At 65.1% G+C, this 22,828-nt stretch carries 23 protein-coding genes and 1 pseudogene; 12 read left to right on the forward strand and 12 right to left on the reverse strand.

Annotation, left to right across the window (positions count from 1 at the left end):
- Positions 1-98: 98 nt before the first annotated feature.
- Together ACFTS5_RS09640 and ACFTS5_RS09645 are read right to left on the reverse strand one after the other, a co-directional pair.
- Positions 99-263, reverse strand: a pseudogene (locus tag ACFTS5_RS09640) (zinc-ribbon domain-containing protein); the annotation flags it as partial.
- A gap of 88 nt (positions 264-351) precedes the next feature.
- Positions 352-1,602 (reverse strand): hypothetical protein, encoded by a 1,251-nt coding sequence (locus ACFTS5_RS09645; protein ID WP_378629302.1) that lies wholly within the window; start codon positions 1,600-1,602, stop codon positions 352-354.
- A gap of 554 nt (positions 1,603-2,156) precedes the next feature.
- On the opposite strand from ACFTS5_RS09645, the gene ACFTS5_RS09650 reads away from it, so the two are divergent.
- The 3 genes from ACFTS5_RS09650 to ACFTS5_RS09660 all read left to right on the forward strand — a co-directional run bounded on the left by ACFTS5_RS09650 (position 2,157) and on the right by ACFTS5_RS09660 (position 5,682).
- A complete protein-coding gene (locus ACFTS5_RS09650) occupies positions 2,157-3,326 on the forward strand; it encodes a hypothetical protein (protein ID WP_378629305.1) in 1,170 nt (389 codons plus the stop codon).
- A gap of 183 nt (positions 3,327-3,509) precedes the next feature.
- Positions 3,510-4,595 carry a hypothetical protein gene (locus tag ACFTS5_RS09655; protein ID WP_378629307.1) on the forward strand — a complete coding sequence of 362 codons (1,086 nt, stop codon included), beginning with the start codon at positions 3,510-3,512 and terminating at the stop codon, positions 4,593-4,595.
- Positions 4,596-5,238: 643 nt separating this feature from the next.
- Positions 5,239-5,682, forward strand: coding sequence for a hypothetical protein (locus tag ACFTS5_RS09660; protein ID WP_378629309.1), 444 nt, complete (start codon positions 5,239-5,241; stop codon positions 5,680-5,682).
- 99 nt (positions 5,683-5,781) lie between these two features.
- Here ACFTS5_RS09660 and ACFTS5_RS09665 read toward each other — a convergent pair whose 3' ends face one another.
- On the reverse strand, positions 5,782-7,251 hold the full coding sequence (locus ACFTS5_RS09665) for an FUSC family protein (protein WP_378629310.1): 1,470 nt from the start codon (positions 7,249-7,251) through the stop codon (positions 5,782-5,784).
- 73 nt (positions 7,252-7,324) lie between these two features.
- On the opposite strand from ACFTS5_RS09665, the gene ACFTS5_RS09670 reads away from it, so the two are divergent.
- The gene (locus ACFTS5_RS09670) at positions 7,325-7,843 is read left to right on the forward strand and encodes a MarR family winged helix-turn-helix transcriptional regulator (protein ID WP_378629312.1); all 519 of its coding nucleotides are present in this window, start codon (positions 7,325-7,327) and stop codon (positions 7,841-7,843) included.
- Positions 7,844-7,913: 70 nt separating this feature from the next.
- Here the strand turns inward: ACFTS5_RS09670 and ACFTS5_RS09675 are convergent, their stop codons facing one another.
- A complete protein-coding gene (locus ACFTS5_RS09675; RefSeq protein WP_378629313.1) occupies positions 7,914-8,258 on the reverse strand; it encodes a DUF1330 domain-containing protein in 345 nt (114 codons plus the stop codon).
- Between the two features lie 121 nt (positions 8,259-8,379).
- Positions 8,380-9,831: an amidase gene (locus ACFTS5_RS09680; RefSeq protein WP_378629316.1), complete on the reverse strand. Its 1,452-nt coding sequence runs from the start codon at positions 9,829-9,831 to the stop codon at positions 8,380-8,382.
- A gap of 375 nt (positions 9,832-10,206) precedes the next feature.
- Here ACFTS5_RS09680 and ACFTS5_RS09685 point away from each other — a divergent pair, with 375 nt between their 5' ends.
- Both ACFTS5_RS09685 and ACFTS5_RS09690 read left to right on the forward strand, forming a co-directional pair.
- Positions 10,207-10,488, forward strand: a complete 282-nt coding sequence (locus ACFTS5_RS09685) for a hypothetical protein (protein ID WP_378629317.1) — start codon at positions 10,207-10,209, stop codon at positions 10,486-10,488.
- Positions 10,489-10,676: 188 nt separating this feature from the next.
- Positions 10,677-11,411 (forward strand): ferritin-like domain-containing protein, encoded by a 735-nt coding sequence (locus tag ACFTS5_RS09690; RefSeq protein ID WP_378629320.1) that lies wholly within the window; start codon positions 10,677-10,679, stop codon positions 11,409-11,411.
- 1 nt (position 11,412) lies between these two features.
- Here the strand turns inward: ACFTS5_RS09690 and ACFTS5_RS09695 are convergent, their stop codons facing one another.
- Both ACFTS5_RS09695 and ACFTS5_RS09700 read right to left on the reverse strand, forming a co-directional pair.
- Positions 11,413-12,585: a macrolide family glycosyltransferase gene (locus ACFTS5_RS09695; RefSeq protein ID WP_378629321.1), complete on the reverse strand. Its 1,173-nt coding sequence runs from the start codon at positions 12,583-12,585 to the stop codon at positions 11,413-11,415.
- A 5-nt stretch (positions 12,586-12,590) separates the two neighbouring features.
- Positions 12,591-13,199, reverse strand: a complete 609-nt coding sequence (locus tag ACFTS5_RS09700; protein ID WP_378630021.1) for a CatB-related O-acetyltransferase — start codon at positions 13,197-13,199, stop codon at positions 12,591-12,593.
- A 181-nt stretch (positions 13,200-13,380) separates the two neighbouring features.
- On the opposite strand from ACFTS5_RS09700, the gene ACFTS5_RS09705 reads away from it, so the two are divergent.
- The gene (locus tag ACFTS5_RS09705; RefSeq protein WP_378629324.1) at positions 13,381-14,001 is read left to right on the forward strand and encodes a TetR/AcrR family transcriptional regulator; all 621 of its coding nucleotides are present in this window, start codon (positions 13,381-13,383) and stop codon (positions 13,999-14,001) included.
- 90 nt (positions 14,002-14,091) lie between these two features.
- Here the strand turns inward: ACFTS5_RS09705 and ACFTS5_RS09710 are convergent, their stop codons facing one another.
- The gene (locus tag ACFTS5_RS09710; RefSeq protein WP_378629326.1) at positions 14,092-14,736 is read right to left on the reverse strand and encodes a DUF4097 family beta strand repeat-containing protein; all 645 of its coding nucleotides are present in this window, start codon (positions 14,734-14,736) and stop codon (positions 14,092-14,094) included.
- Positions 14,737-14,851: 115 nt separating this feature from the next.
- Positions 14,852-15,370 carry a pyridoxamine 5'-phosphate oxidase family protein gene (locus ACFTS5_RS09715; RefSeq protein ID WP_378629329.1) on the reverse strand — a complete coding sequence of 173 codons (519 nt, stop codon included), beginning with the start codon at positions 15,368-15,370 and terminating at the stop codon, positions 14,852-14,854.
- Positions 15,371-15,627: 257 nt separating this feature from the next.
- Here ACFTS5_RS09715 and ACFTS5_RS09720 point away from each other — a divergent pair, with 257 nt between their 5' ends.
- The 3 genes from ACFTS5_RS09720 (at position 15,628) to ACFTS5_RS09730 (ending at position 17,775) form a co-directional block, all read left to right on the forward strand.
- Positions 15,628-16,278, forward strand: coding sequence for an MBL fold metallo-hydrolase (locus ACFTS5_RS09720; protein ID WP_378629332.1), 651 nt, complete (start codon positions 15,628-15,630; stop codon positions 16,276-16,278).
- A gap of 94 nt (positions 16,279-16,372) precedes the next feature.
- On the forward strand, positions 16,373-17,269 hold the full coding sequence (locus tag ACFTS5_RS09725; RefSeq protein ID WP_378629335.1) for a sterol desaturase family protein: 897 nt from the start codon (positions 16,373-16,375) through the stop codon (positions 17,267-17,269).
- Positions 17,266-17,775, forward strand: a complete 510-nt coding sequence (locus ACFTS5_RS09730) for a DoxX family protein (RefSeq protein WP_378629337.1) — start codon at positions 17,266-17,268, stop codon at positions 17,773-17,775. Before ACFTS5_RS09725 ends, ACFTS5_RS09730 begins: the two co-directional genes overlap by 4 nt.
- Before the next feature lie 6 nt (positions 17,776-17,781).
- Here ACFTS5_RS09730 and ACFTS5_RS09735 read toward each other — a convergent pair whose 3' ends face one another.
- Positions 17,782-18,864, reverse strand: a complete 1,083-nt coding sequence (locus tag ACFTS5_RS09735) for an epoxide hydrolase family protein (protein ID WP_378629339.1) — start codon at positions 18,862-18,864, stop codon at positions 17,782-17,784.
- Positions 18,865-18,966: 102 nt separating this feature from the next.
- On the opposite strand from ACFTS5_RS09735, the gene ACFTS5_RS09740 reads away from it, so the two are divergent.
- Entirely contained in the window at positions 18,967-19,446 is a 480-nt protein-coding gene (locus ACFTS5_RS09740) for a MarR family winged helix-turn-helix transcriptional regulator (protein ID WP_378629341.1), read from the forward strand.
- A gap of 89 nt (positions 19,447-19,535) precedes the next feature.
- On the opposite strand, the gene ACFTS5_RS09745 is transcribed toward ACFTS5_RS09740, so the two are convergent.
- Positions 19,536-21,257 carry an amidohydrolase family protein gene (locus ACFTS5_RS09745; RefSeq protein ID WP_378629344.1) on the reverse strand — a complete coding sequence of 574 codons (1,722 nt, stop codon included), beginning with the start codon at positions 21,255-21,257 and terminating at the stop codon, positions 19,536-19,538.
- 60 nt (positions 21,258-21,317) lie between these two features.
- Here ACFTS5_RS09745 and ACFTS5_RS09750 point away from each other — a divergent pair, with 60 nt between their 5' ends.
- The gene (locus tag ACFTS5_RS09750) at positions 21,318-21,905 is read left to right on the forward strand and encodes a TetR/AcrR family transcriptional regulator (RefSeq protein ID WP_378629347.1); all 588 of its coding nucleotides are present in this window, start codon (positions 21,318-21,320) and stop codon (positions 21,903-21,905) included.
- Positions 21,906-21,932: 27 nt separating this feature from the next.
- Here the strand turns inward: ACFTS5_RS09750 and ACFTS5_RS09755 are convergent, their stop codons facing one another.
- Positions 21,933-22,646: a hypothetical protein gene (locus ACFTS5_RS09755; protein ID WP_378629348.1), complete on the reverse strand. Its 714-nt coding sequence runs from the start codon at positions 22,644-22,646 to the stop codon at positions 21,933-21,935.
- Between the last annotated feature and the right edge of the window lie 182 nt (positions 22,647-22,828).

Below are 22,828 nucleotides of genomic sequence, written 5' to 3' on the forward strand. Positions count from 1 at the left end.
AGCCTGACCGCAGCGACCGCGGTGTCGACGACGAGCGACTAGCCTCGGCGCACCATCGGTTTCGACCGGGCGGCGGGCGCGCTACACGATCGGGTCCATCAGATAGATGTGTTCTCGCGTCGTGGACGGCGATTGCGGCACGCGGGGCGGCTCAGCACCGGATTGGCGCGGTTCGACGGCAGTGCACACCATTGGTGCCCGCAAGGATCGCAGCGCCACCACCATGGCTGGTTGCTTCGCGCAACGATATCGGCGACCAGCGCATCATCGTTCCAGCTAGCCGATTTGCTACTTCAGATCACACGTCGCGCAGAGAAGCGATCGAATGCCGGCCCGTAGCTCACACCGCATTTAGCTGGCCGGACTCGCAAGCCGAGCATTGGCCTCATACAGAAAGTAGAACTGCGCGTTCTTGGCAGTTTCCAGATCTTTCCATTGCGCCTGCATTGCTCGCAAGGTGGCCATCGGTATACCCAGCGCGGCAGCGACTCCGCCTCCAAGTAGCAAAGTTGTCGCCGCGGGGGTGCCACCGGCTGCGCCGGCAGCGACAACCATGCTCCCAAGCCCTGTCAGTCCAGCCAATCCCGCAGCATCAGAGATTCCCCGCCGCAGTAGGTCGCGGTAGCTGGAGTTCTCGGCGAACAGCTCATCGATTTCATCCAATGCAGGAGCAATTTTCGCGGTCCATTCATCCGCTATGATGTGCGGGAATTGAGGGTCTTCAGGATTGATGTCTATATCCTTGGAGATCTGCTGTACGCCTTCACGGAACTTGCCGAGCGGCTTCCGTAGATCGGTCCGGATATCCAGGATCTCATCAATTGTGGCGTGTTCGAAGTATGGGAGATGGTCGAAGAATCCGTTGGCTAGAGCAGCGTTCCGGCCACGTCGACGAGCAACCTGCACCGGCGCGAGAATTCCTGCGTCGACGCCTTTCCTGACGAGGTCACCTGTCACTTGATCGAAAAGCGGATAGCTATCTCCAGTAAGAAGTGTATTCGAAACACGATTGAAGTATTCAAAGGTTCCGATTGTAGACTCGCGGTCATCGCCGAATGTCGTGAGGTCGACATTATCCATCGGCTCGATAGTCAGAATTCCTTCGTTGATTGCCAGTTCCAGTTCATCGTAGCCACAGTTCGCCAGGGTATTCACCGCGTTGGCGATCAGCAATTCCTTCGTCGGGCGCAGCACCTCGAAGAACTGCTGGATTTCTTTCTTCTGGGCGCGGCGGTCAGCACGCGAAGTGCGGTCGTACTGATCGACCATCTGATTGAGTCTCTCCGCCTCATCGGGCGCGTAGACCGGGGCCCCCTTCGCCGCGAGCCGCAGGTACTCGATGTCTCGCGCCTGGCGGTATCCAGCCATCAGCTGCAAATAGGACATCTGTGGGCTGATCAACGTCACCGAGTCCGCGTACAGCAAGGCCGATCGACACAGCTGTAACTCACCCTGGATGCTCAACGGACCCGAAGGCGCAACTGCCACAGTCATCTGCATCCGCGTGACAGTCCGGTTCTTCGGGATCTCGCCGCGCCCACACTTCTTGCCCAACTCAAGCCCTTCGAGAGGAGGAGATCGTGCACCGGGGTGGCCGATCACCCAGGTAGATCTTAGCTACACCGACTCCATGCGATGGCAGCCCCAGGGTGGGGGCTCTGAATGCAGTACTACACATCGACTTCTGTTGCGTGAGCATACAATTCGCGATCAACGCATCTCCTGTGCGAGCTGGCTCTGTTGGCCGGACGGGGTAGCGAAGAGGTGGCTCCTCGATTCGCTATCCGTCGGCCTTCTCACCAGGGTCCTGAGCAGGCTCAGCTGTCGGGCAGAACATCTGCTGACTGTTCCTGCCCTCAGCGGCGTTGCGGAGTGCGCGTCCGCCTTCTGGCTGTCATCGACACTGGCTTGGGTTTTCGCGTTGTCGAACGCACAACGGTCTCCGGCGCTGGAACGGCCAGCGAGCCGAGGTGGACACGACCAGGTGTACAGCCGCATGCCGCGAAAATGCGTGGTGACAATGATCTGACGGAAGTAGCTTTGGAGGAAGTCAGAGCAGCTTCGGCAAGGCGGCAGATAGCTGATTGCAGCCGCAGAAGACCTGAGAGGTAGCAATGCCATATAGTTCCGCACGCGATCTGCCTTCCGTGGTCGAGATGTACCAGCAGCTGGAGACCTATCAGCCGCTGGCACGCCTCCTTCCCGAAGATCAGCGCCCCGACTTCGACCAGCTACACCAGAAGCTTCGGCACATCACCGACACTGTCGACGCTTTCGGTGAGCTGCTCGGCCCACGAAACTGGGTCTTCCACGATCAGCTGAGCCTTGACCGCATGGCAACGTTGATCCAAGAAAGCGGTGGTAACCATGAGGCGGCCGAAAGTGCGCTGGTTGCCTACTACCAGGAAGAAGGCACTCTTCGGTTCATGACGCTTCGAGCCGGAAAGCACAAGGCGATACGTCCACGACAGCATCTCATCAACTTCGCACTCACCGACTACGAAGCCGGACGGTACTACGCAGTAGTTCACGTCCTCATGAGTGTCATGGACGGTTTCGTCAACGATGTCGACACGAAGCTACGCAAGGGGTTGCACGCACGGGAGGAGAGCGAGGTCGATGCATGGGACAGCGTCGTCGGTCACCACATGGGGCTGACCTCTGCGCATGCAACCTTCCGAAAGGGCGTCTACGCCACCGATCAGACTGAGACGGTAGACCTGTACCGCAACGGCATCGTTCACGGCACGCTGCCCAACTACAACAACATCATGGTCGCAACCAAGGCGTGGAATCGCCTGTTCGCTGTGGTCGACTGGGCCCTGGCCGAGGAGAAGCGGCAGGCGCCCGTCCAGCCTGACCCTACTCCGGAAGAGTCGTTAGAGAAGCTACTTTCGACAATCGAGCAGTCCAGCGACACAAAGCGGCGGATGGCCGCATTCCAACCCGAAACACTCCGATCCGGCGATCAGGGGATGGAGCTACATCCGGGATACCTTGCGTGCCAGGAGTTTCTGACGTTATGGACCCGCACAAACTATGGTCACATGCCCAAATCGCTTGCCCGTCATTCGAAACGCACACCGATCGTTCCGCCCGCGAAAATGCGAAATCGCTATGACAAGTACCGACTGACCGCATTCGAGATCCTTGCTGTGGATCAGCCAGCCCTGGCCATGTGCAACATCACGGTCAAGCTCACTATCAACGACCGCGACTATGAGCCGACGCTCCGTTGGATATGGGAAGATCCTGACGGTGGCATCCACCCCGACACAGGTCAGTGGCGGCTGTACACGTCGTGGCCGAGCGAAATGATGACCTAGCAAGCCTGACGCGGCCGACGAGCGAAAACCGAGATCAACTTCGCCCAAGCCGTTCGGGCTCGGCGGGCGGCTGCCGCTCCTCCTCCGCGAGAGACGACTTCATGGGACGCTTGAGGTTTCCGCAGCAAGGTCTCCCGACTCGGTCGCCCTGGTCTCCTGCCGCATTAGCATGAGCCACAGGCGGTGGCGAACGAGGCGCATGAAGGGTGGATTGGATTGATGTCGAGAAGTCTCGGAGACAGCAGAAAGAAGACGAAGGAGCTGGCTCTTTTCCTTACGGTCTTTGACACGAACCGGTTCGACTACACAGAAAGTGAACGACCCGACTTCTTGCTCAAGCGCACAGGGTCCGAGGAGTGGTCCTACGGTGTGGAGATCACCGAACTGTTCGCCAGCGAATCCGATGCCCGACTGATGAATGTTCCGGGCTACTTCGATGACATCCTCGCTGGCAAGATCAGTCGGAAGGGGTCACCGTATCGGCACGCCAATGATGTGCAGGAACTGCCAGTGCAGTCAGTTACGGTGCTCGACAAGGATGGCAACGTCAAGCACGAAGGCCTTCGGGTAATCTTCCGTGAGCAAAACCCAGAGGATCTGCACGGACGCAAGCTCGCGGCGCGGATCATCGATAAGAACACCCTCGCACCTGACTACCTCAAACAGGTGGCCCGCGTCGATCTACTCGTTTATGACTGGATCGAACACGGACCTCTTGTCGGTGAGTCGCATGACGTTGGTGAACTGCTCGTGGAGGAGTTGCGAGACGCTCTCAACGAGTCACCATTCGGCGAGGTCTATCTCGTCGCTACAACCAAAAACGACAATCAGGTCTACCGACCCCTCCGGCTGCTGAGTCTGCTCGAGGCCGCGTTCGTCTTCACCCGTTCGTTTGACGATACTGCGGAGATCGTCCAGTCTCTGGACCACGTCGAAATGACCCGACTGTTCGCTCACGCGGCCCGCGCACGGGGACTCCGGATTGGATTCGCCTGCGGCGACGACTCGTTCGTAACTTACGGTGGTGCGGGAGTTCGGTTCACAGAGACAGGGATCGAGCTCATCGAGTTCGAAGCCGAGCTCCCGGAGACGGCCGATGAACTGCCCACCGCACCGCTCGATCGCACCAGACCGGCGTCCATCATCGACAGCTACATGAGGACCTCACGTCGAGCACGGTTTCAGTCAGGCCTGGTGGCAAGTGCATGCGTACCGATTGGTGTGACGATGGGGTGGAAATCGGCAGCTCAAAACGATGAGCGTCAGTAGGTCGGCCCGGTTCGAGGAGGATTCGCGTCGACTGAGAAGGTCGACGGACTCAACGCGACCTCGGACACCAGGTAAGGCTCGAAGGTTCGCATCAGTTGGCTATCCAGCCGACGAGCGCGAACTGAGATCAACCTCGTCCAAGCCGTTCGACCTCCGCCCCGAGCTCCCCCCTTGGTCGACGTCGAGCGTGCTTGCTGATGACCTAGGCTTCGCCAGCGGGACCGATGCACGCGGCTGCGACTCCGCCCTGCGCTGGCTGACAGTGCCGGTACTGGGCAAGCCACCCCGTGCCGCAGAACGATACGGGCCGTTGCCCAGGGTTACGGGCAGAATCGCCTTTAGCTACTGACAGCACTTGACGTGTGCAACGACCCGGCAGCGCCGCGAGCAGGCAATATGTCAGCCAATGACAGCATAAGCGTCATCAGAATGTCAGTAGCTTGCCGGTCGCTGACAGCGCGTCCCGGGGGTACGTCGGATCGCAAGCGACAGTCGTGCGCCCCACCAAGGGCAGGCTGCTACCCGTCGCTCGACGAAGGCCGCCGACCACTGGTGAAGTCCGCACCAGGCGGTGAACTACATTGCAGAACAGCATGTTCCGACATTCGGCTCTATAACCCAAGACGGAGCTACTGACATCCTCATGACGCATCGCACTGACACTTTCATGACGTGTCTCAGCGGGAAACGACCGCGCCTGGTGATGGTGGTGGGTTCGCTCGGGATCGCCACCCCGGGCGTGTTCATCGCACTGCAGCGGTCTCCCCCGCGACTGCCACCTTCTTCCGATGTGCGCTGGCCGTACACGCACTGTGGCTGCTCGCGCAGGGAACGTCGTCGGGACGGTCCACTGTCTCGGCGGCCGGTCATGGTCGCGGCGATGGCCGGGGTTCTGTTCGCCGCCGACGCGCTGAGCAGCACAGTGAATGCCGCCGTCCTCATGCTCGGCCCGGTCGGCGCGCTGGGGTTGACGGCGCTCTTCCTCGATGAAAACCCCACGCAGCTTCAGCTGTTCGGCTGCCTCTTGATGCTTGGCGGCGCCTACATCGCGGCGACGCGGGATGATCACGATCGAGCGGTTGGTTGATCGGATTCGGTGTCTGGCAGCGTGCTGCTCAACTCCGATCCCACGTTGCCGCAACGGCGCGCTCAGACTGTCGCCAGTGCTGTGCTCGCCACCCCGATCTCAGGGACGAACGCGTGTGGCGCCTTGCCTCGTGTCGATGGCTGCGGAGGTAGGGAGATGCTGCAGATCCGAGCGGCTGATCGTCACGGCCGCGATGACGACGCCGATTGTGACGCCGATCAGGGTGTCCACGATCCGGCTGACGCCGATCTCGGGCGAGAGGTGCACCCCGAGGCCGACCATCAGCAACGCCATCGGTGTGACCGCCAACGAGGTGAGCGCGTAGTTGCGGGCGGCCATCACTTCGGCGCTCACCTGGAACACTACGATCACCACGGCCGTCGCCCAGTACCCCAGGCCTGCCGCGATCAACAGCGCCCCGATGACCGCGCCGCCGACATTGCCGAGCAGTCGCTGGATGCCGCGCTGCACGGTCATCGCGTACGAGACGCCCTGCATCGCGGCCATCGCACCCATCGACGCCCACAGCGGACTGGCGAGCCCGGCCGCCGCCGCGAACCACCCCGCGCAGGCCGAGGCGAGCGCGATGCGCGCCGCGTTGCCGAGGACCGCGCGTGAGCGCAGTCCGGACAGGCCCGCCGCCAGAAACCCCTCGGGCCGCGGCAACGCGGACACCCCGACTTCGGCGCCACGGTCGAAAATGATGCTGCGCCGCTTGATCTTGCGCAGTTCTGCCTCGTGCCCGACCACGTCGAGCAGTCGCGTTCGGTCCCCCGCTGTCCAATCGTCGACCGCGGTCTCCGCCTCATCGAGCAGGGCGATCAGGTCACGGCGGTGCCTGGCATCCCCGCCCCGAACGCCGCTGAGCGCCACCTTCTCCCGAGCGTGCGCGATCGCGACGCGGGCCGGTTGGACGGACCCACCGTGATCGAGCGCGGCGACAGCCGAGAGCGCCCGCGCGACGGCCAGCCGGGCGGGCCCCAGAGGCAGCACCAGCAGGGGCGCCGTCTGCGCGAGCAGTCCCACCGCGGCGCCGATCGCCGCGGCCGAGCACACGTGGACGAGATCGCCGGGGGCGGTGACGTATCCGATCGCCGCGGTGGCCGCGAAGACGAGGATCACCGGGCCTGGACCGGTGATCCGGAATGCCGACACCGACATCGCCGCGACCGCGGCACCGACCGACATCAACGCGACCTCGGCCCACATCGGCACGTGCGCGAGGGCGAGCAGACCACCACCTGCGACGAAAGCGACAACCAGCACGCCGACGAGCGTCACCTTGGCAGCGACCCGGACCATCGGCTCGTGCCGCGCGAACGCGGAGGCCAGTGCACCGAGTACCGCGAAGCCGACGTACTGCCGCAGATCGAACAGGCCACAGCCGGCGAAGACCAGCGCGGCGGCGGCCCCGACGCGTAACGAAGCCGCCACGGTCGCGTCGGCGGGCCGCACTTCGAGCGCGCGCCGCCAGGTGGATGCCGAGACCGAGTGCGCCAATGCGCCACGGGAGTGCCGCAGCCGGGTGGCGGTGGGCGGGTTGTGTAGGTCGGAAGTCGCGGCAGGCATGCTGCCATCCTAAATATATTTTACTAGTAAAGTATATCTGAAATAGTGTGAGACCGATCGCTAGGATGAACACATGGGCGACACCTCCCCCGACTTCGTCGACGGCGTTCGAGCCGAATGGGCCGAGACTTATCCCGAGGTGGACACCTCCACGATCGAGGTGATCGGGCGGATCAACCGGATCAGTTCACTGGCGCTGCACCAGCTCGACCGGGCGCTCGCACCGAGGGGCGTCAACCGCGGCGAATTCGACATCCTGTGCGCCCTGGCCCGCGCCGGCCGCCCACTGCGCGCCAGCGAGGTGACCGCGCGGACCATGACCAGCGGCGCTTCGACCACCAAACACGCCGACCGGCTGACCAAGATCGGACTGGTCGAACGGCTGCCGTTCGAGCGCGACGGCCGCGTGGTGCTGCTGCAGCTGACCGCCGCCGGGCGCGATCTCGTCGACACCGAACTGCCCAGCCGCGTAGCACGCGACCATCGGCTGCTGGAGGGACTCGACGAGCAGGAGCGCCAGACGCTCGCGACTCTGCTCCGCCGGGTATCGCGCAACACCGACGCGGCCGCCTGGCCGGCCCCCGGATCCTGAGCCTTCCAGGCTGCCTTGGCCGTCGCAGCTCCACGCGCCGGAGGGTGATCACAGCGGGCCTGCTCGGACCTCAGGCACTCAGCGCGGCACGCATGGCCTCGGCGGTGGCGGCAGGGTCGTAGTCCTCGGCGACCCCGCCGACCAGGATGATGTCGCCCTCGATGTGCCGCGAGCGCAACGGCGCGATCTCCTGGTACGCCGGTGAGTCCCACCAGGCGCGCGCCTGGTCGATCCCCGGGAAGCCGATCATCACGATGCCCCCGCTCCAGCTGCCCTCCTTCACTTCGTGCGGTGTCACGTGCACGAGAAAGCGGCCCCCGTACGGCTCGAAGGTGGCGGGAATGCGCTCGATGTAGTCGGCGATGTCCTCGTGCAGCGGGGCGTCCTGCAATCTGGCTATGGCGTAGGCGGTCATGATTCTCCTCGGTTCAGTAGCGGCTCGATGCTCGTAATCGCGTTGTGTTCACCAAGTTAGGTGGCCGACAGCGATCCGGAATCTGTCGTCTATAGGTACTGAGGAGACAGCCACCACGGCTCTACCGCGGTGCCTGGAAGCCGCCGATCTTCTGTTCGAGCAGTTCGGCAAGCCGCAGGGGGGTGCGGTCCTCGAACTGCGGGCCGATCAGCTGCACCCCGACCGGTAGGCCCTCGGGTGAGCGTCCCGCCGGGATGGCGGTGGCGGGCAGGCCGGGCATCGTGGCAACACCGGCCCAGACGAGCTGGTCGAGGTACGGGTGATCCACACCGTCGATGTCGAGCCGGCGGCCCAGCAGGTCGGGGTCGTGATCGTGGGCGAACGCGGGAGTGGGCGTGATCGGGCACACGACGGCATCGAATTCGGCGAACAGTAGCCGCCAACCGGCGCGGTGGAGTTCGCGGCTGTTGTTCGCTTCGAGCCAGTCGCGGTGGCTGAACACCAGCGCGCGTTGGCGCACCGCGACCAGACTGCGATCGTCGGCGCTCAGCTGCGCGACTCGGGTCCGAAGTTGCTCGTAGGCGTCGGCGGGAAAACGTGCGCCCGCGCCGGCGAACAGCAACTGCATGTAGACCGCCGCGGCTTCGGCGAGATCGGGTAGCAGTGAGCTGTGTCGTCGCACCTGGGCGCCACCCTCGACCAGTGCGTCGGCTACCCGGTTCACACCTGCGCGCACCGCGGACCCGGTCGGGATGAGCGGATGCTCGTCGAGGACCAGGACACGGAAGTCGGCGAGCCGCTCGTGGCGCGAAGGTGGTAGTGCCAAGTCGTATGCCACACCGTTCGTCAGCGGGTCCGGTCCGGCCATGACGTCGAGGAGCAGAGTGAGGTCACGAGCCGTACGCGCCATCGGACCGACGACCGCGAGGTCGAGATCGACCGGCAACGCCGTCGCGGGTGGTGCGACCATGCCGCGAGTCGCGGCCAGCCCGAGTGTCGGCTTGTGCGCGTAGATCCCGCAGAAATGCGCAGGGGTGCGCAGCGAACCGCCGATGTCGGACCCGATGGACAGTGCACCGAATCCGGAGGCCAGTGCCGCCGCGGACCCGCCGGAGGATCCACCGGGGGTGCGCGCGTGATCCCACGGGTTGTTGGTGGTGCCGTAGATCTCGTTGAAGCTCTGCACATCTTGCAGCCCCAACGGCACATTGGTCTTGCCGAGCATCACCGCGCCCGCAGCGGCGAGCCGCGACACCTGCACCGCGTCCTCGGGCGGAGAGTAGTCCGCGAATTGCGGCATGCCCCAGGTCGTGGGAAGCCCCGCGATGTTGTAGGACTCTTTGACCGTCACCGGAATGCCGAGCAGTGCGCTGTCGGCACCGCGGGCGCGTGCCTGGTCGGCACGGTGTGCGGCTTCTCTCGCACGGTCGAAGTCGCGCACACAGATCGCGTTGATCGCCTTGTCGTCACGTTCGATATGGCCGATCGCCTCGTCGGTCAGTTCCACTGATGACACCGCACGCGCCCGCAGCGCGGAGGCGAGTTGTTCGGCCGATTGAAAGCTCCACTCCATGAATGCGACCGTACCGAGCTGTCGCGGGCTCTCGCTCGCGCTGCGCGTGCCCCTGCCGACCATGTACGGCCAACGGCTCACCCGCACTGAGGAAATCGCGTTCTTGCTACGCCGTCGACGGTGAATCATCCCAGTTCACAGGGTCGACACCACGGGGCACAGGTGCGCGTCGGCCACGAAATTCCGCTGCGCACAACGCGAGGGATGTCTCACTGCGCCTGTCGACGATCGGGGTTTTCGACAGTGGATGTGATGGGTAGTTCGGTCAGGGGAGTCGCCCCGCCGTGACCGGTCGGGCCGTACTGCCGCGGTGCCGACTGTCGTCCACTGGCTGATCGGCGCCGGAATTTCGCCGAATCAACTGCCAGGAGAAAAATGCGTTCTGTCACAGCCGGTGCCGTCGCGGTAGCCGTCGCCGCCACCATCGCCTGCCTCGCCGGACCGGCCAACGCTGCCGACAACCCCGCGGAGCCCAACGAGATCATCACCATCGACCTCAATCTGCTCGGGTGCTCCATCGGTGCCGGGCTCGGTGGCGAACTCGCCGCCGCGTTCACCGGAGCCACGACGGGCTCCGCCACCGGATCGAGCAGCAGCGTCGACACCGGCTTCGCCTCCCGCCTGCGCGCGGCCGGCTGCTTGCCGTCCTGGAAGTAACCCAGGCGGACACCCGGCGCCGAGTCACCGGAAGTTGACCTTCCTGGTGACTCGGCGTCGGTCGCGCGCCGGGTCCGCTGGCGGCCGACTCCCGCTTCGGGTACGACTGGAGGCGAGCAGAGGGGGACGCTGTGCGGGAATCGAAAAACGCGACATCAGCGATCGGTCACGGGGCAGGTGGCCGAAGAGTGCGTTCCACCGAGGAATGGCTCGCCTATTTCCAGCAGAATGCGCTCCGGCAGCGCGAGATTCCGTGGCAATCGAACGGGGTCGGGGCATCTCCCGCCGAGATGGCACCCCTTCGCCGGTCGCTGCAGGCCTGGCAGCTCGGCGAAACGTCGGATGGGCGGCATCTGGCGGCGTCCGCTGACCGATTTGCCACTGCCACCGACGATCCCGCGTATCGCGATGTCATCGACCTGTTCATCCGCGAGGAACAGCGCCACGGCGCGCTGCTGGGTCGGATCTTGGACGATGCGGGAATTCCACGGCGACACGCCGATTGGGGCGACACACTCTTTCGCAGACTTCGGTACAGCATCACCGACATCGAAGTCTGGACCACCCCCGTGGTCATGGTCGAAGTTCTGGCGATGGTCTATTACAACGCGATCCGTCGGGCTACCGGCTCACCGGTCCTGCGCGCGGTCTGCGCGCAGATCCTCGTTGACGAGGTGCCCCATGTGCGGTTGCAATGTGAGCGACTCGCGGTGCTGCTCCACAACCGATCCCGCACCCGCTACCGCTGCACCATGCTCGTCCACCGTGTCCTGTTCCTCGCCGTGATGCTCCTGGTGTGGGTCGGCCACCACCGCGCGCTGCGCGCCGGCGGGTACACATGGACGCACTACCGCCGGGCCGCCTACGCCACAATGAACCGCGCATGGCACCGCATGGATCCGCAACGCTACGTCTGGACCTGATTCAGCCCAGCAGCTTTTCGATGAGGTCGGCCGCGCGCATCGTCCCGCCTTCGGCGTGTGCGTCGGCACGCAGTCGAGCGCAGCGGCGAGCGACTCGCGGGTCTGTGATCACGTCGTGCAGAGCCTGGCGGAGGTTCGCGGCGGTGGCGTCCGCGGTGTCGATGCGGCGGGCAACGCCCAGTTCGACGAGCCGGTCCGCGTTCATGAACTGCTCGGCGCCCTGGGGCACGGCGATCATCGGGACACCCGCCAGCAGTCCCTCGCCGCAGCCGCCCATGCCGGCGTGGGTGACGAAGGCGTCGGCGCGTTGCAGGATCGCCCGCTGGGGAACCCAGGAGTGCACTTCGACATTGGGGGCGATGTCGCCGAGCTCGCTCGGGTCGGTGTGTTTGCCGATCTGCAGAACGACGTGCCAGCCGGGGAGGTCGCCGAAGGCCTGCAGGCACTGGCGGTAGAACTCGGGTTGGCGGGTGTATGCCGAGCCCAGGGAGATCAGCAGGACCTTCTCGGCGTGGGCGGGGCGGTCCCAGCCCGCTGACGGGCGGGTGTCGAAGCAGGGGCCGACGAAAGTCACTGTGTCGGAATCGACTCGGTCGGCGTGCGGTTGCATCGCTCGGGGAATCAGCGCCAGCGCCTGATCGGGCACGCCGGAGAAGTCGTCGACATCGGTGGTCGCGGCGCCGCAGTCGGCGAGCCAGCGCGCGAACCTCGCCTGGTAGGCGTGGGCGCCCGGCAGCTGCCGCAACGGTGCCGCGACTTCGTGTTCGTAGCCCTTCCACGCCACGAAAGTCGGCGAGAGCTGGATCATGCGGCGGCCCTGAGTTTCAGCGAGGGCGCGTCCGGCGTAGGCGCCGATGTCGTAGAGATAGAGATCCGCGGGGTCGTGGTCGTAGGCCGTGCGCAGCTGAGGCAGTGCGAGCTGGGCATTGCCGAGGAACAGATTCATCACCGCGACAGGGTCTTCGGGCCAGGTGTTGTCGGCCACCGGCAGCATCGAGGTGCACGCGATCAGCTCGGCGCCGGCTTCGGTGATCAGGTCCGCGACGGCCGGGTCGTTGGCGTAGGTGACGCGGTGGCCGCGAGTCACCAGCTCACGGATCAGCTCCAGGCTCGGCAGGACGTGGCTGACGATGGGGGTGCCGATCATCGCGATATGGGCTGGGTGAGAGGGCATTTCACTCACTTCGAGGATTCGGCGGCGGCTTCGAGGTCGTCGATGCTGCCGGACATGATCGCCGGCACGTGTGCGGTGATGTGCTCGGCCGGCCAGTCCCACCACGCGACTGCCAGCAGGCGGGCGATGTCGCGGTCGTCGAAGCGGGTTCGGATGAGGCGGGCGGGATTTCCGCCGACGATGCCGTAGTCGGGGACATCGCCGGTGACGACGGAGCCTGTGCTGATGATGGCGCCGTGGCCGATCCGCACGCCGGGCATCACCGTCGCGCCGTTGCCGAACCAGACGTCGTTGCCCACGACGGTGTCGCCTCGGCCCGGCAGGCCGGTGAGCAGGTCGAAGTGGTCCGACCAGGAACCGCCCATGGTGGGGAACGGGAAAGTCGACGGGCCGTCCATGCGGTGGTTGGCGCCGTTCATGATGAACCGCGTTCCGGTGCCCAGGGCGCAGAACTTCCCGATGATCAGTTTCTCCGGACCGTAGTGGTAGAGGACGTTGCGGGTTTCGAAGGCGGTCGGGTCGTCGGGATCGTCGTAGTAGGAGTACTCGCCGACCTCGATGAGCGGTGAGGTGATCAGCGGCTTCAACAGCACAACCCGGGGCTGCTCGGGCATGGGGTGCAGCACGGTCGGGTCGGCGGGAACAGGCGTGCGATCGTGCGGCACAGCGGAACTCCTTCGGCGCGTGGGCTGTCCGGTGGCGGTGGACGTCGAACACCAAGGCTTCCTAATACGACATCTGTCGCACTAAGCTACGACGGTGGCACTGTCCCGTCAAGCGATCGGTTTGCCGACAATGAGATCCGCATCGACTGCTTCCGAGCCCGCTCCCCCGACGCGCCCCCGCCCGGGTGGCCGCACCGCGCGCATCCGAACCCAGGTGCTCGACGCCGTCACCGCCGAGCTGGCCGAACATGGTTACGACGCACTGAGCATGGACGCGGTCGCGGCTCGTGCGGGCGTGCACCGCGCGACGGTGTATCGCCGCTGGCAAGACGTCGGAGGCCTGCTCGCCGACCTCTTCGACGCGGCGAGCGGCCAGGAGTGGCACCCCCGCGACACCGGCTCCCTGCGCGGTGACCTCGCCGCGCTCAACCACGAGATCCAGGATTCGTTCACCGCGGAGCCCTCGCTCGCGATGGCGCTGATCGCCGCGTCGTTCCGATCCGAGGACGCGGCCCGAGCACTGCGGCGCCTCTGGGATGACCGCTACACCCAGTCCGAGATCATCGTCGAGCGTGCGATCGGTCGCGGCGAGCTGGCATCCGGCGTCGACGCACGAGCCCTCCTGATCGCCGCGACCGCACCGATCTACCACCACCTGGTCCTGTTACGCAGCCCACACGATCCCCACCTGCCCGACCTCGCGGCCACCAGCGCCACCCTCGCAGCAGACGCGGGCGCTTTCACCCGATGACCCACTCCCACCGATCGGGATGCGGTCGCTGCGAGGACGGCGAGGCGGCACGCGAACGGCTTCGGGCACACCAGCGTCGAAACCCTCGGTCTATACGAGGGTTCCGTGGCCGACGATGACGTTGCCGTAGAGGTTGCGCGCGAAAACCTGAACGGCCTCCCCGCTCGTCTTCGACTGGTCGACGGGTTCCATCCGGTTCTGCACACTGCCGTGCAGCGCGTTGACCTCCAGCCGCGCCGCACTGCCCGGCCGGATGCCGACCTCGAGGTCGCCCATCGAAGTGTCCAGTCGCAGCACCCCCCGCGCGGCCTCGTCGACGCGGATGTTGCCCTTGGCGGTCTTCGCGCTGACCGAACCGCTCGGGCGCTCGACCACGATGTCACCGGCGGACACTTCGAGATCGCACTGGTCGAATTCGCCGACGCTCACCAGTCGACCCATCGCGAGGGTCGCGTCGAGTGCGGAGCCGCTCGGCACTTCGACGGTCACCGAGACCGACGGGTTGCCACCGAACGGGGTGAAGGAATTCCACTTCTTCGGAGCCTCGACCGTGAGCTTGCCGGCGGCGAACTCGACCCGAATCTGTTCGGCGGCACGGACATCGGCCTTGCTGGAGGTGTCGACCGGGCGGACCTCGACAACAGTGTCGGTGCGATCGGAGGCGACCACGGTGACGTCACCACAGGGCACGTCGACGGCGACGGCGACCGGCTGCGGCGTCTGGAAAGTAGGCATCTGTACTCCTAGGCTACGAAGGTTGTACGTAGATGTATACGTACATTGCGTGCTCTCACTATAAGTAGATGTATACGTATAGCGCAAGAGGGAGTTTTCGGCCGTGCACAGACGATCAGGGAGCGAGCCTCGCGACATCGGGCGCGTAGACCGTCATCCAGTGTGGACGCAGGCGGTAGTAGACCACCTCGTTGTCCCAGTCGAAGGCGTCGCCGCCGTAGAAGTCCTGGAAGTACGCCAGTAGCTCCGGCCAGCCCGCGCCGGGCGCGCCGCCCAGCGGGTTGAGGATCTCGACCGTGCCGTGGGTGAACACGCCCAAGTTCTCACCGCGCAAGTGCGCGACGCTGGCTGCGGGCCTGGCCGCGAGGTGGCGCGCCTTCGCGGCAGTGCGCGCCGTGCCGAAGTGCCATTGTCCGTGCAGGAAATGTCCGTCTACCGCGCTGATCCGCGGTTCGCCCTTCGCCGTCACGGTGGACAGCGCGAGGGTGCACATACCGGTGAGGGTCTGGGTGAGTTCGGCTGCGGTCATTGTGTTCTCGGCGTCGATGATCGATCGCAAGTGTGATGTGGCGCTGGTGAGCGAGGCGTCGAGAAGCGCCTGAAGTGCTGCGAGGTCTTCTGGAGTTTCACGCAAGGCGATCCCTTATCTGTGGGGCGATGTGTCGATCGGCGATTCCCATCGTCGACCACAACCTTGACAACGGGTGTCATGTTTTCGCCTGGATCTTCGCTGCCCGACAGGCAAGGCGCGCTACGCCGCGGCGATATTACTTCGAGGTAATATCGCCGGGAGCGGGCCCGGCGAAGGGAAGCACGAGCGGGTGGCCACAGCGCAGCGACTGCCGCGGACAGAAGTTCTTCCTACGATCACCGACAGATCAGGAGAAGCGCATGCCACAGATCGCGGTCACTTCCTTCGGACACTCCGCTCTACGACTCGAACGTGACGGCCTGTCGCTGGTCATCGACCCCGGGGTGCTCGCCCCCGCCGCCGCCTTCGACGATGTCGCCGCATTCCTGATCACACACGACCACCCCGACCACGTGAATACCGCGCTGGTGGCGTCAGCCCTGGCCGCCGACCCGCGCAGTCGCGTCTGGGCTCCCAGGGATGTCGCCGACGGTCTGGCCGCGGCCGGAACTTCGGCCGACCAGATCGACGTCGTGACAGACAGTCGCGCTTTCGAGGCTGCGGGGATGGCTGTCGAGGCGATCGCCGGCGTGCACGCCGAGGTGCACGACACACTGCCCTCGCCGGTGAACCTCGCCTACGTGATCGACGGACGCATGCTCCATCCCGGTGACGCGTTCCCGGCGCTGCCCGACGGCATCGATATCGAGGTGTTGTTCCTGCCGGTGAGCGGACCGTGGATGCGGTTCGCCGACGCCGTCGACTACGTCGCCGCACTGCGCCCGCGGGTGATCGTCCCGATCCACGACGGCGACCTCAACGATGTGGGGCTGACGCTGACCGATCAGATGAGCGCGATTCTGCCCGGCGTGTATCACCGTCTTCGCGTCGGGGAGCCGGTCCAGCTCTAGCTCCGGACAGAAGTGGCGAGGCGACCGATGGACAGACGTTGACAGTGAATTTACTATTTTGTAAATTACTCATACGTCAATAAGAGGAGTCGGCTTGCTGTCCGCGTTCTGGGACCACATCAACAACCCTTTGGTCTACGCAGTTCCGTTCTTCCTCGTCTTCATCGCCATCGAAGCGCTGAGTCTGCGCCACGCGGACGCCGAGGACACACCGCGGGCCTACTCGCCCATCGACTCGCGTACCAGCATCACGATGGGTTTCGGTGCGATGGGCGCGATGGCACTGTTCAAGCTGGCGACGCTGATCGTGTTCGTGATCCTCTACGCCGAGCTGGCGCCCTGGAAGTTGCCCACCGGCTCCTGGTGGTACTGGCCGTTGTTGATGGTGGTCGTCGATATCGCCTGGTACTGCAATCACCGGTTCTCCCACCGTGTCCGTATCGGCTGGGCCGCGCATCAGGCGCATCACTCGAGTGAGTACTTCAACCTCGGCACCGCGCTGCGACAGAAGTGGAACCCCTGGTCGGAGGCGATCTTCTGGGCGCCGCTACCCCTGCTGGGCTTCGCACCGTGGACGATCTATGTGGCCTTCGCCTTCAATCTGATCTACCAGTTCTTCACCCACACCGAGACGATCGACAAGATGTGGCGCCCGCTCGAATTCGTGTTCAACACCCCGTCCCACCATCGCGTCCATCACGGCAGCGACCCGGAATACCTGGACCGCAACTACGGCGGCATCCTGATCATCTGGGACCGCATGTTCGGCACCTTCCAGGCGGAACTGCACACTCCCACTTACGGTCTCACCACCCCGGTCGGCACCTACAACGTGCTGCGCCTGCAGTATCACGAGTACGCCAACATCGTCCGCGACGTTCGCCGTGCGAGCCGCTGGCGTGACCGGCTCGGCTACGTCTTCGCCCCGCCCGGGTGGCAACCAGCTGTGCGGGAACCCGCGGTGAGTGTCGCGAAGAAGCAGGCGGCATGAATTCCGTCGACGCCGCCGCCCTCGTTCTCCGGCTCACCCTCGGCACCGTCGTCCTCGCTCACGGCATCAATCACGCTTGGGGTGACGGCAAGCTCACCGGCACGGCGGGCTGGTTCGCCTCGATGGGTCTTCGTCCGGGGATGGTGCACGCGGTGCTCGCCACGGTGACCGAGAACGCGGCCGGCCTGCTGCTCATCGTCGGGCTGCTCACTCCTTTCGCCGCAGCCGCGGTCGTTTCGACCATGACGGTCGCCTTGGTCACCGCACACCGGGGCAACGGGTTCTTCATCTTCCGGCCCGGCCAGGGCTGGGAGTACACCGCTGTCCTCGCCGCGATGGCCGTCGCCGTCGCCACTCTCGGGCCGGGTCGCTGGTCGGTTGATCACCTGGCCGGCATCGCGATGGACGGCGCAGCGCCGCTGATGATCTCGGTCGTGCTCGGCGTCGTCTCTGCGACGCTGCTGCTCGGTGTGTTCTGGCGGCCCACACCGCGCGACAGCCGCTGAGCGATGTCAGCCCTCCTTGATGCCGTTCAGGAAGAACTCTCGGATATCGGCGGCGAGCAGGTCGGGAACCTCCATCGCGGCGAAGTGACCGCCCCGGTCGAATTCCGACCAGTGCCTGATGTCGTAGAGCTGCTCGGCCAGCGGGCGCACCGACTGGGTGATGTCATGGGCGAAGACGGCGACGCCGAGAGGCACCGGGCACGGCTCGCTCCCCCGCGCCGATTCCCGGTGCAGGCGTGCCGAGGACGCCGCGGTGGCGGTGAGCCAGTACAGGGAGACGTCGGTGAGCATCCGGTCGTCGCTGATCGGTGAGCGTGGGTCTGTCCATTGCGCGAAACGTTCGGCGATCCAGGCGAGCTGGCCGACGGGCGAGTCGGTGAGCGCGTAGCCGATGGTCTGCGGGGTGACGGCCTGGAGCGCCTGGTAGGGCGGTCGATTCGCCATCAAGTGTTTGATCTTGTCGAGTCGTGCTTCGTCGGCGTCGGAGAGTTCGACGTCCGGGTTCGGGCGGGTCGGCAGGTAGTTGACGTGGACGCCGACAACGTTGCCCGGTGCCACTGCTGCGAGTGACTGGGAGATGCCCGAGCCGAAGTCACCCCCTTGGGCGCCGTAACGCGCGTAGCCCAGCCGCCGCATCAACTCGGCCCACGCGCGTGCCACTCGGACGATGTCCCAGCCGCGCTCGTGGGTCGGCCCGGAGAAGCCGTAGCCCGGAATGGACGGGATCACCAGGTGGAAGTCGCGCGACAGCGGTTCGATCACGTCGAGGAATTCCAGGAACGAGCCGGGCCAGCCGTGGGTGAGGATCAGGGCGAGCGCGTCCGGCTTCGGCGAGCGGACATGGACGAAATGGATGTTCTGGCCGTCGATTTCGGTGGTGAAGTGCGCGAGTTCGTTGAGTTTCGTCTCATGCGCTCGCCAGTCGTAGCCGGTGCGCCAGTATTCGGCGAGCGCCTTCAGCCGCGCCAGCGGGAAGCCGTAGTCCCAGCCGGCGTCAGCGAGCTCGTTGGGCCAGCGGGTGCGGGCGAGGCGGTCGTTGAGGTCGTCGATATCGGCCTGGGGGATGTCGACGCGGAACGGCTCGATCATGCTCTCAACTCCTTCGTCTGCCCAATGTTCGGGCGACTAATGTTTGTGCGACCAACGATATCGCGATCGTTGGTCGCACAAACGATTTGTTAGAGTTGTCACATGGAACACCCACCCGAGCCGTCCCCAGCCAGGTGGAAAAACCTGCCCACCTGGCTACTCACCCAAACAGCGAACCACGCCCACCGCCTGGTCAGCGATGGTTTCGCGGCCGCCGACGCCCGCGGTTACCACTACCGGATCCTGGCCACCCTCGACGAATTCGGCCCAGCCAGCCAAGCCACCCTGGGTCGCCGCAGCGGCATCCACGTCAGCGACATCGTCGCCACCATCAACGAACTCGCCGACCACGACCTCGTCGACCGCGCCCCCGACCCCACCGACCGCCGCCGCAACGTCATCACCCTCACCACCCCGGGCAAACGCCAACTCCGCCGCCTGGAAAAGCAACTCGCCCACAGCCAAGAAGAACTCCTCGACCCACTCTCCCCCGCGGAACGGCAGCAGTTGACCGGCCTGCTGTCGAAGCTGCTGGAGCACCACAATCAGCGAACCGGGTACCCGGACGAGCCGCTGCGCTGAAGCACGAATGATGGGCACGTACATGGTGGCCGTCGAGTAACAGCGCTGGTTGCGGCTCGTCCGATGGAGAGGCGGCCGGGCTTGGGCTGTTACTCGGCCGGCAGGAACTGCCCGGCGTGCACTGTGGTGCCGAATCCTTGGGCGAAAACACCGTATTCGTAGAGCACGTGTCCGGCCACGATGGTGGCCGCGACGGCGCGGTCGTTGCGGTTGACCATGCGGTCGACCCCGTCGAGGCCGGGCATGGGCGATTCGGCGTAGGCGGCACTGGAACCGTCGAAGCCGGCGGGGTCGATGATCGCGATATCAGCGCGCGACCCGAGGTCGAGGTGTCCGGCGTCGAGCCCGTACCAGTCGGCCAACTCGCCGGTGAGGCGATGCACCGCGGTCTCGAGGGGCATGAATTTGCGGGTGTGTACCCGCTCGAGCATCCGGACCCCGAAGTTGTAGAAGGCCATATTGCGCAGGTGGGCGCCGGAATCGGCGAACCCGACCTGCACTTGGGCCGATTGCTGGAGTCGATCGAGAACGTCGTCGCGGTCATTGGCGATGGTGGTGCGCCAGCGCAGGTCCGTGCCGTACGCCACCGCCAGATCCAGCAGCGCGTCGACCGGGGAGAGGCCCCGCTCGACCGCGACCGAGCCGAACGACTTTCCCACTACCGAGACGTCGGGGCAGGCCACGATCTCGGCATCGTGCAGGTCGCGATGCCACACCTTGAAGCCGCTCGCCGTCATCTCCTTGCGGAAGCGCTCTCGGAAGGTTTCATCGTCCAGCAGTTCGCCGCGGGCGATGACATCACGAATGTTCAAAGCCGCTGCACCGGCACCGAATTCCTCGAACACGACCACGTCGATACCGTCGGCGTAGACCTCGAACGGGACCGGTAGGTGCTGCCAGCGGAACCCGTCACCGCCGAGTTTGTTGACGATCTTCGCCGCGGCGATCGCCATGCGCACCACGGTGCGGTCGGCCTTGACGTCGGCGGCGCTGATGATGGTGGTCTTGAGCGGCTTGCGCTTTCGGCCCATGCTCTGGGCGAAGTAGCGTGCCATCTCCGAGCGTTTGGCGAGATTGGGTGTGCTCTGATGGATTCGGCCACGCGCGCGCAGCAGCGCGTTGAGCGCACCGAATTCGCGCCAGCTGGCATAGGTCGAGGGCAGCAACCGTGCGGGCCATCGGGTCCCCTCCAGCTTGGAGAACGAGCTGCGGATCGTGGAAAGACCGACGAATCCGGCATCGAGGGCGGCGGTCAGCATTGCTTTCATCCGTGCCAGCTCGGCGTCGGTGGGTACGACACCGGGGGAAGTCGCGCGATCCAAACCCATGACCGCGGCACGGATATCGGAGTGCCCGAGAAATCCGGCGACATTGCAACCGAGCGGCAGCGCGTTGATGGCATCGACGTAGGACTGGGGATCGGTCCAGGTCTTGTGCTGCTTGACCGCGGAATGCACCGCGTCCCAGGGCAACGCCTCGACGCGGGCGAACAGGTCGGCGCAGTCGTCGGCGTCGGCGTAGACAGTCGAGAGCGAGCAATTGCCGAGCACGACCGAGGTGACCCCGTGCCGCACGCTCTCACCCAGGCCCGGCGATCCCAGGACCTCGGCGTCGTAGTGGGTGTGTACATCGAGCATGCCGGGGATCACCCATTTGCCGGTGGCGTCGATCTCGCGCTCGGCGGTCCCCGACTCGATGGTCCCGAGCGCGACGATCTTGCCTTCACGCACGCCGATATCAGTGCGAACGGGTGCCGACCCCGCACCGTCGAACACGGTGCCGTTGCGGATGACGAGCGAATAGTGCGACATCAGAACCCTTCGATACTGGCGAGTATTGAAATTTGGATACTGGCGAGTATCGTCAGCATGGTGACCACAGTCAACCCCCGAATCCGCACCCCGCGCGCTGAAGTACGGGAGAGAGTCCTGGCCGCGGCCCTGTCCGAGTTCGCAGGCAAAGGGTTCGTCGGCACCACGATCGACGCGATCGCCGACGTCGCCGGATTCACCAAAGGCGCCGTCTACTCCAACTTCGGTTCCAAAGACGACTTGTTCTTCGCGCTGCTCGACCAGCAGATCAGTCGACGGATCGAGGCGGTCACCGCGCTGGCCGACGCCGCCGCCACCCGACCCACGATCACAGCGATCGGCGATCTGCTGATGCAGGGCATGCTCGACAACCGCGACTGGCAGCTGCTGTTCACCGAATACTGGCTGCGCGCTCTCCGAGACGAGTCGGTCCGCGAGCGATTCGTGCAGCACCGCCGTACCGTCCGCGCCGCGATCGCGGCGGCGGTCCAGCGACTGGACCTCGGAACCGAGGTCGACCCCGCCACGACCGCGGTCCTGGTGCTGGCACTCAACAGCGGGCTGTCGATCGAGGAATTCACCGAACCCGGCGTCGTACCCGCAGACCTGTTCGGCACGGTCCTGCAAGCCATCACAACACAGCGATGACTCCGCAGCCGTCGACGAGCCCGCCGACTACCTCGGCACCTGGCAGACCAGCATCTCGTTGGCGCCCGCCTGAAATTCGTAGTCGACCTCCGCGATCCGGCTGCTGATACCCGATTCGGACAGATCGGCGAGCAACTGGTCGAGCTGCGGGTACCGCTCCGACGAACCGATGGGCGTCAAGGGAAACAGGCGGATCTCGGTGGTGGCGACGCGTGCGAGTTCGATGATGGATCGGTGGTGGAAGGTGTAGTCGAGGTCGTCGGCGTAGCTGAAGAGAAGATGGGAGCTCAGGGCCAGGTCGAAGGTGTTGTCGGCGAACGGGAGTGTGGGCAGGCGGCCTGGGATGTAGCGGTGGGGCGAGGTGCGGGTGTGGGTGGCGAAGTGTTCTGCTGACTCGCGGCGGGCACGGTGGTGTTCGTCGGGGTCGGCGAAGAAGGTCCATCGGTAGGCGTCGGCGTGCTCGCGGACGTATCTGTTGCCGCGGTCGGCTTCGGCGACCGCAGTCGCGGCCACCCGGTCGATACCACCGTCGAAATAGGCTACGTCGCAAGCGGTTACATCACCGCCGCGTCGGCTGACCTCGGCGGCGAATCCGGCCGCACCGCCCGGGCAGTCCAGAATTCGGCGCTCGAGATCGTCGTCGGTGAGCGCGAACATCGCCCGGTACTCGTGCAGGGAGCGCGAGCTGACGAGGATCTCGCCGAACCCTCCGGTCCCCGTAGACGGGTCGTTGTCGATCATGGTCGTCCTTCCGTTCCGGAACCGCCCGTCGGGTTGGAACAGACGTCGTCACGACATCACCCGGTGATTGAGCCACGTGAAAGTTCGCTCGAGTAGGAGATTTTCACCGCTGTAGCGGATCATGTGGCGGTGAACCAAGATCGATTGAGGGTCAGGGCGACAGAATTCGCCGGCACACCCGA

It is taken from the genome of Nocardia sp. NPDC056952 (genome assembly GCF_042674185.1).
Taxonomy (GTDB): Bacteria; Actinomycetota; Actinomycetes; order Mycobacteriales; family Mycobacteriaceae; genus Nocardia.

Excerpts from the sequence above, each read along its gene's own strand:
- ACFTS5_RS09735 (WP_378629339.1), bottom strand. The coding sequence starts at position 18,864 with ATGATCGAGCCGTTCCGCGTCGACATCCCCCAGGCCGATATCGACGAC.
- ACFTS5_RS09685 (WP_378629317.1), top strand. The coding sequence starts at position 10,207 with ATGCGTTCTGTCACAGCCGGTGCCGTCGCGGTAGCCGTCGCCGCCACC.
- ACFTS5_RS09680 (WP_378629316.1), bottom strand. The coding sequence starts at position 9,831 with ATGGAGTGGAGCTTTCAATCGGCCGAACAACTCGCCTCCGCGCTGCGG.
- ACFTS5_RS09695 (WP_378629321.1), bottom strand. The coding sequence starts at position 12,585 with ATGCCCTCTCACCCAGCCCATATCGCGATGATCGGCACCCCCATCGTC.
- ACFTS5_RS09740 (WP_378629341.1), top strand. The coding sequence starts at position 18,967 with ATGGAACACCCACCCGAGCCGTCCCCAGCCAGGTGGAAAAACCTGCCC.
- ACFTS5_RS09755 (WP_378629348.1), bottom strand. The coding sequence starts at position 22,646 with ATGATCGACAACGACCCGTCTACGGGGACCGGAGGGTTCGGCGAGATC.
- ACFTS5_RS09650 (WP_378629305.1), top strand. The coding sequence starts at position 2,157 with ATGTACCAGCAGCTGGAGACCTATCAGCCGCTGGCACGCCTCCTTCCC.
- ACFTS5_RS09700 (WP_378630021.1), bottom strand. The coding sequence starts at position 13,199 with ATGCCCGAGCAGCCCCGGGTTGTGCTGTTGAAGCCGCTGATCACCTCA.
- ACFTS5_RS09720 (WP_378629332.1), top strand. The coding sequence starts at position 15,628 with ATGCCACAGATCGCGGTCACTTCCTTCGGACACTCCGCTCTACGACTC.
- ACFTS5_RS09675 (WP_378629313.1), bottom strand. The coding sequence starts at position 8,258 with ATGACCGCCTACGCCATAGCCAGATTGCAGGACGCCCCGCTGCACGAG.
- ACFTS5_RS09665 (WP_378629310.1), bottom strand. The coding sequence starts at position 7,251 with ATGCCTGCCGCGACTTCCGACCTACACAACCCGCCCACCGCCACCCGG.
- ACFTS5_RS09745 (WP_378629344.1), bottom strand. The coding sequence starts at position 21,257 with ATGTCGCACTATTCGCTCGTCATCCGCAACGGCACCGTGTTCGACGGT.
- ACFTS5_RS09710 (WP_378629326.1), bottom strand. The coding sequence starts at position 14,736 with ATGCCTACTTTCCAGACGCCGCAGCCGGTCGCCGTCGCCGTCGACGTG.
- ACFTS5_RS09730 (WP_378629337.1), top strand. The coding sequence starts at position 17,266 with ATGAATTCCGTCGACGCCGCCGCCCTCGTTCTCCGGCTCACCCTCGGC.
- ACFTS5_RS09705 (WP_378629324.1), top strand. The coding sequence starts at position 13,381 with ATGAGATCCGCATCGACTGCTTCCGAGCCCGCTCCCCCGACGCGCCCC.
- ACFTS5_RS09660 (WP_378629309.1), top strand. The coding sequence starts at position 5,239 with ATGACGCATCGCACTGACACTTTCATGACGTGTCTCAGCGGGAAACGA.
- ACFTS5_RS09670 (WP_378629312.1), top strand. The coding sequence starts at position 7,325 with ATGGGCGACACCTCCCCCGACTTCGTCGACGGCGTTCGAGCCGAATGG.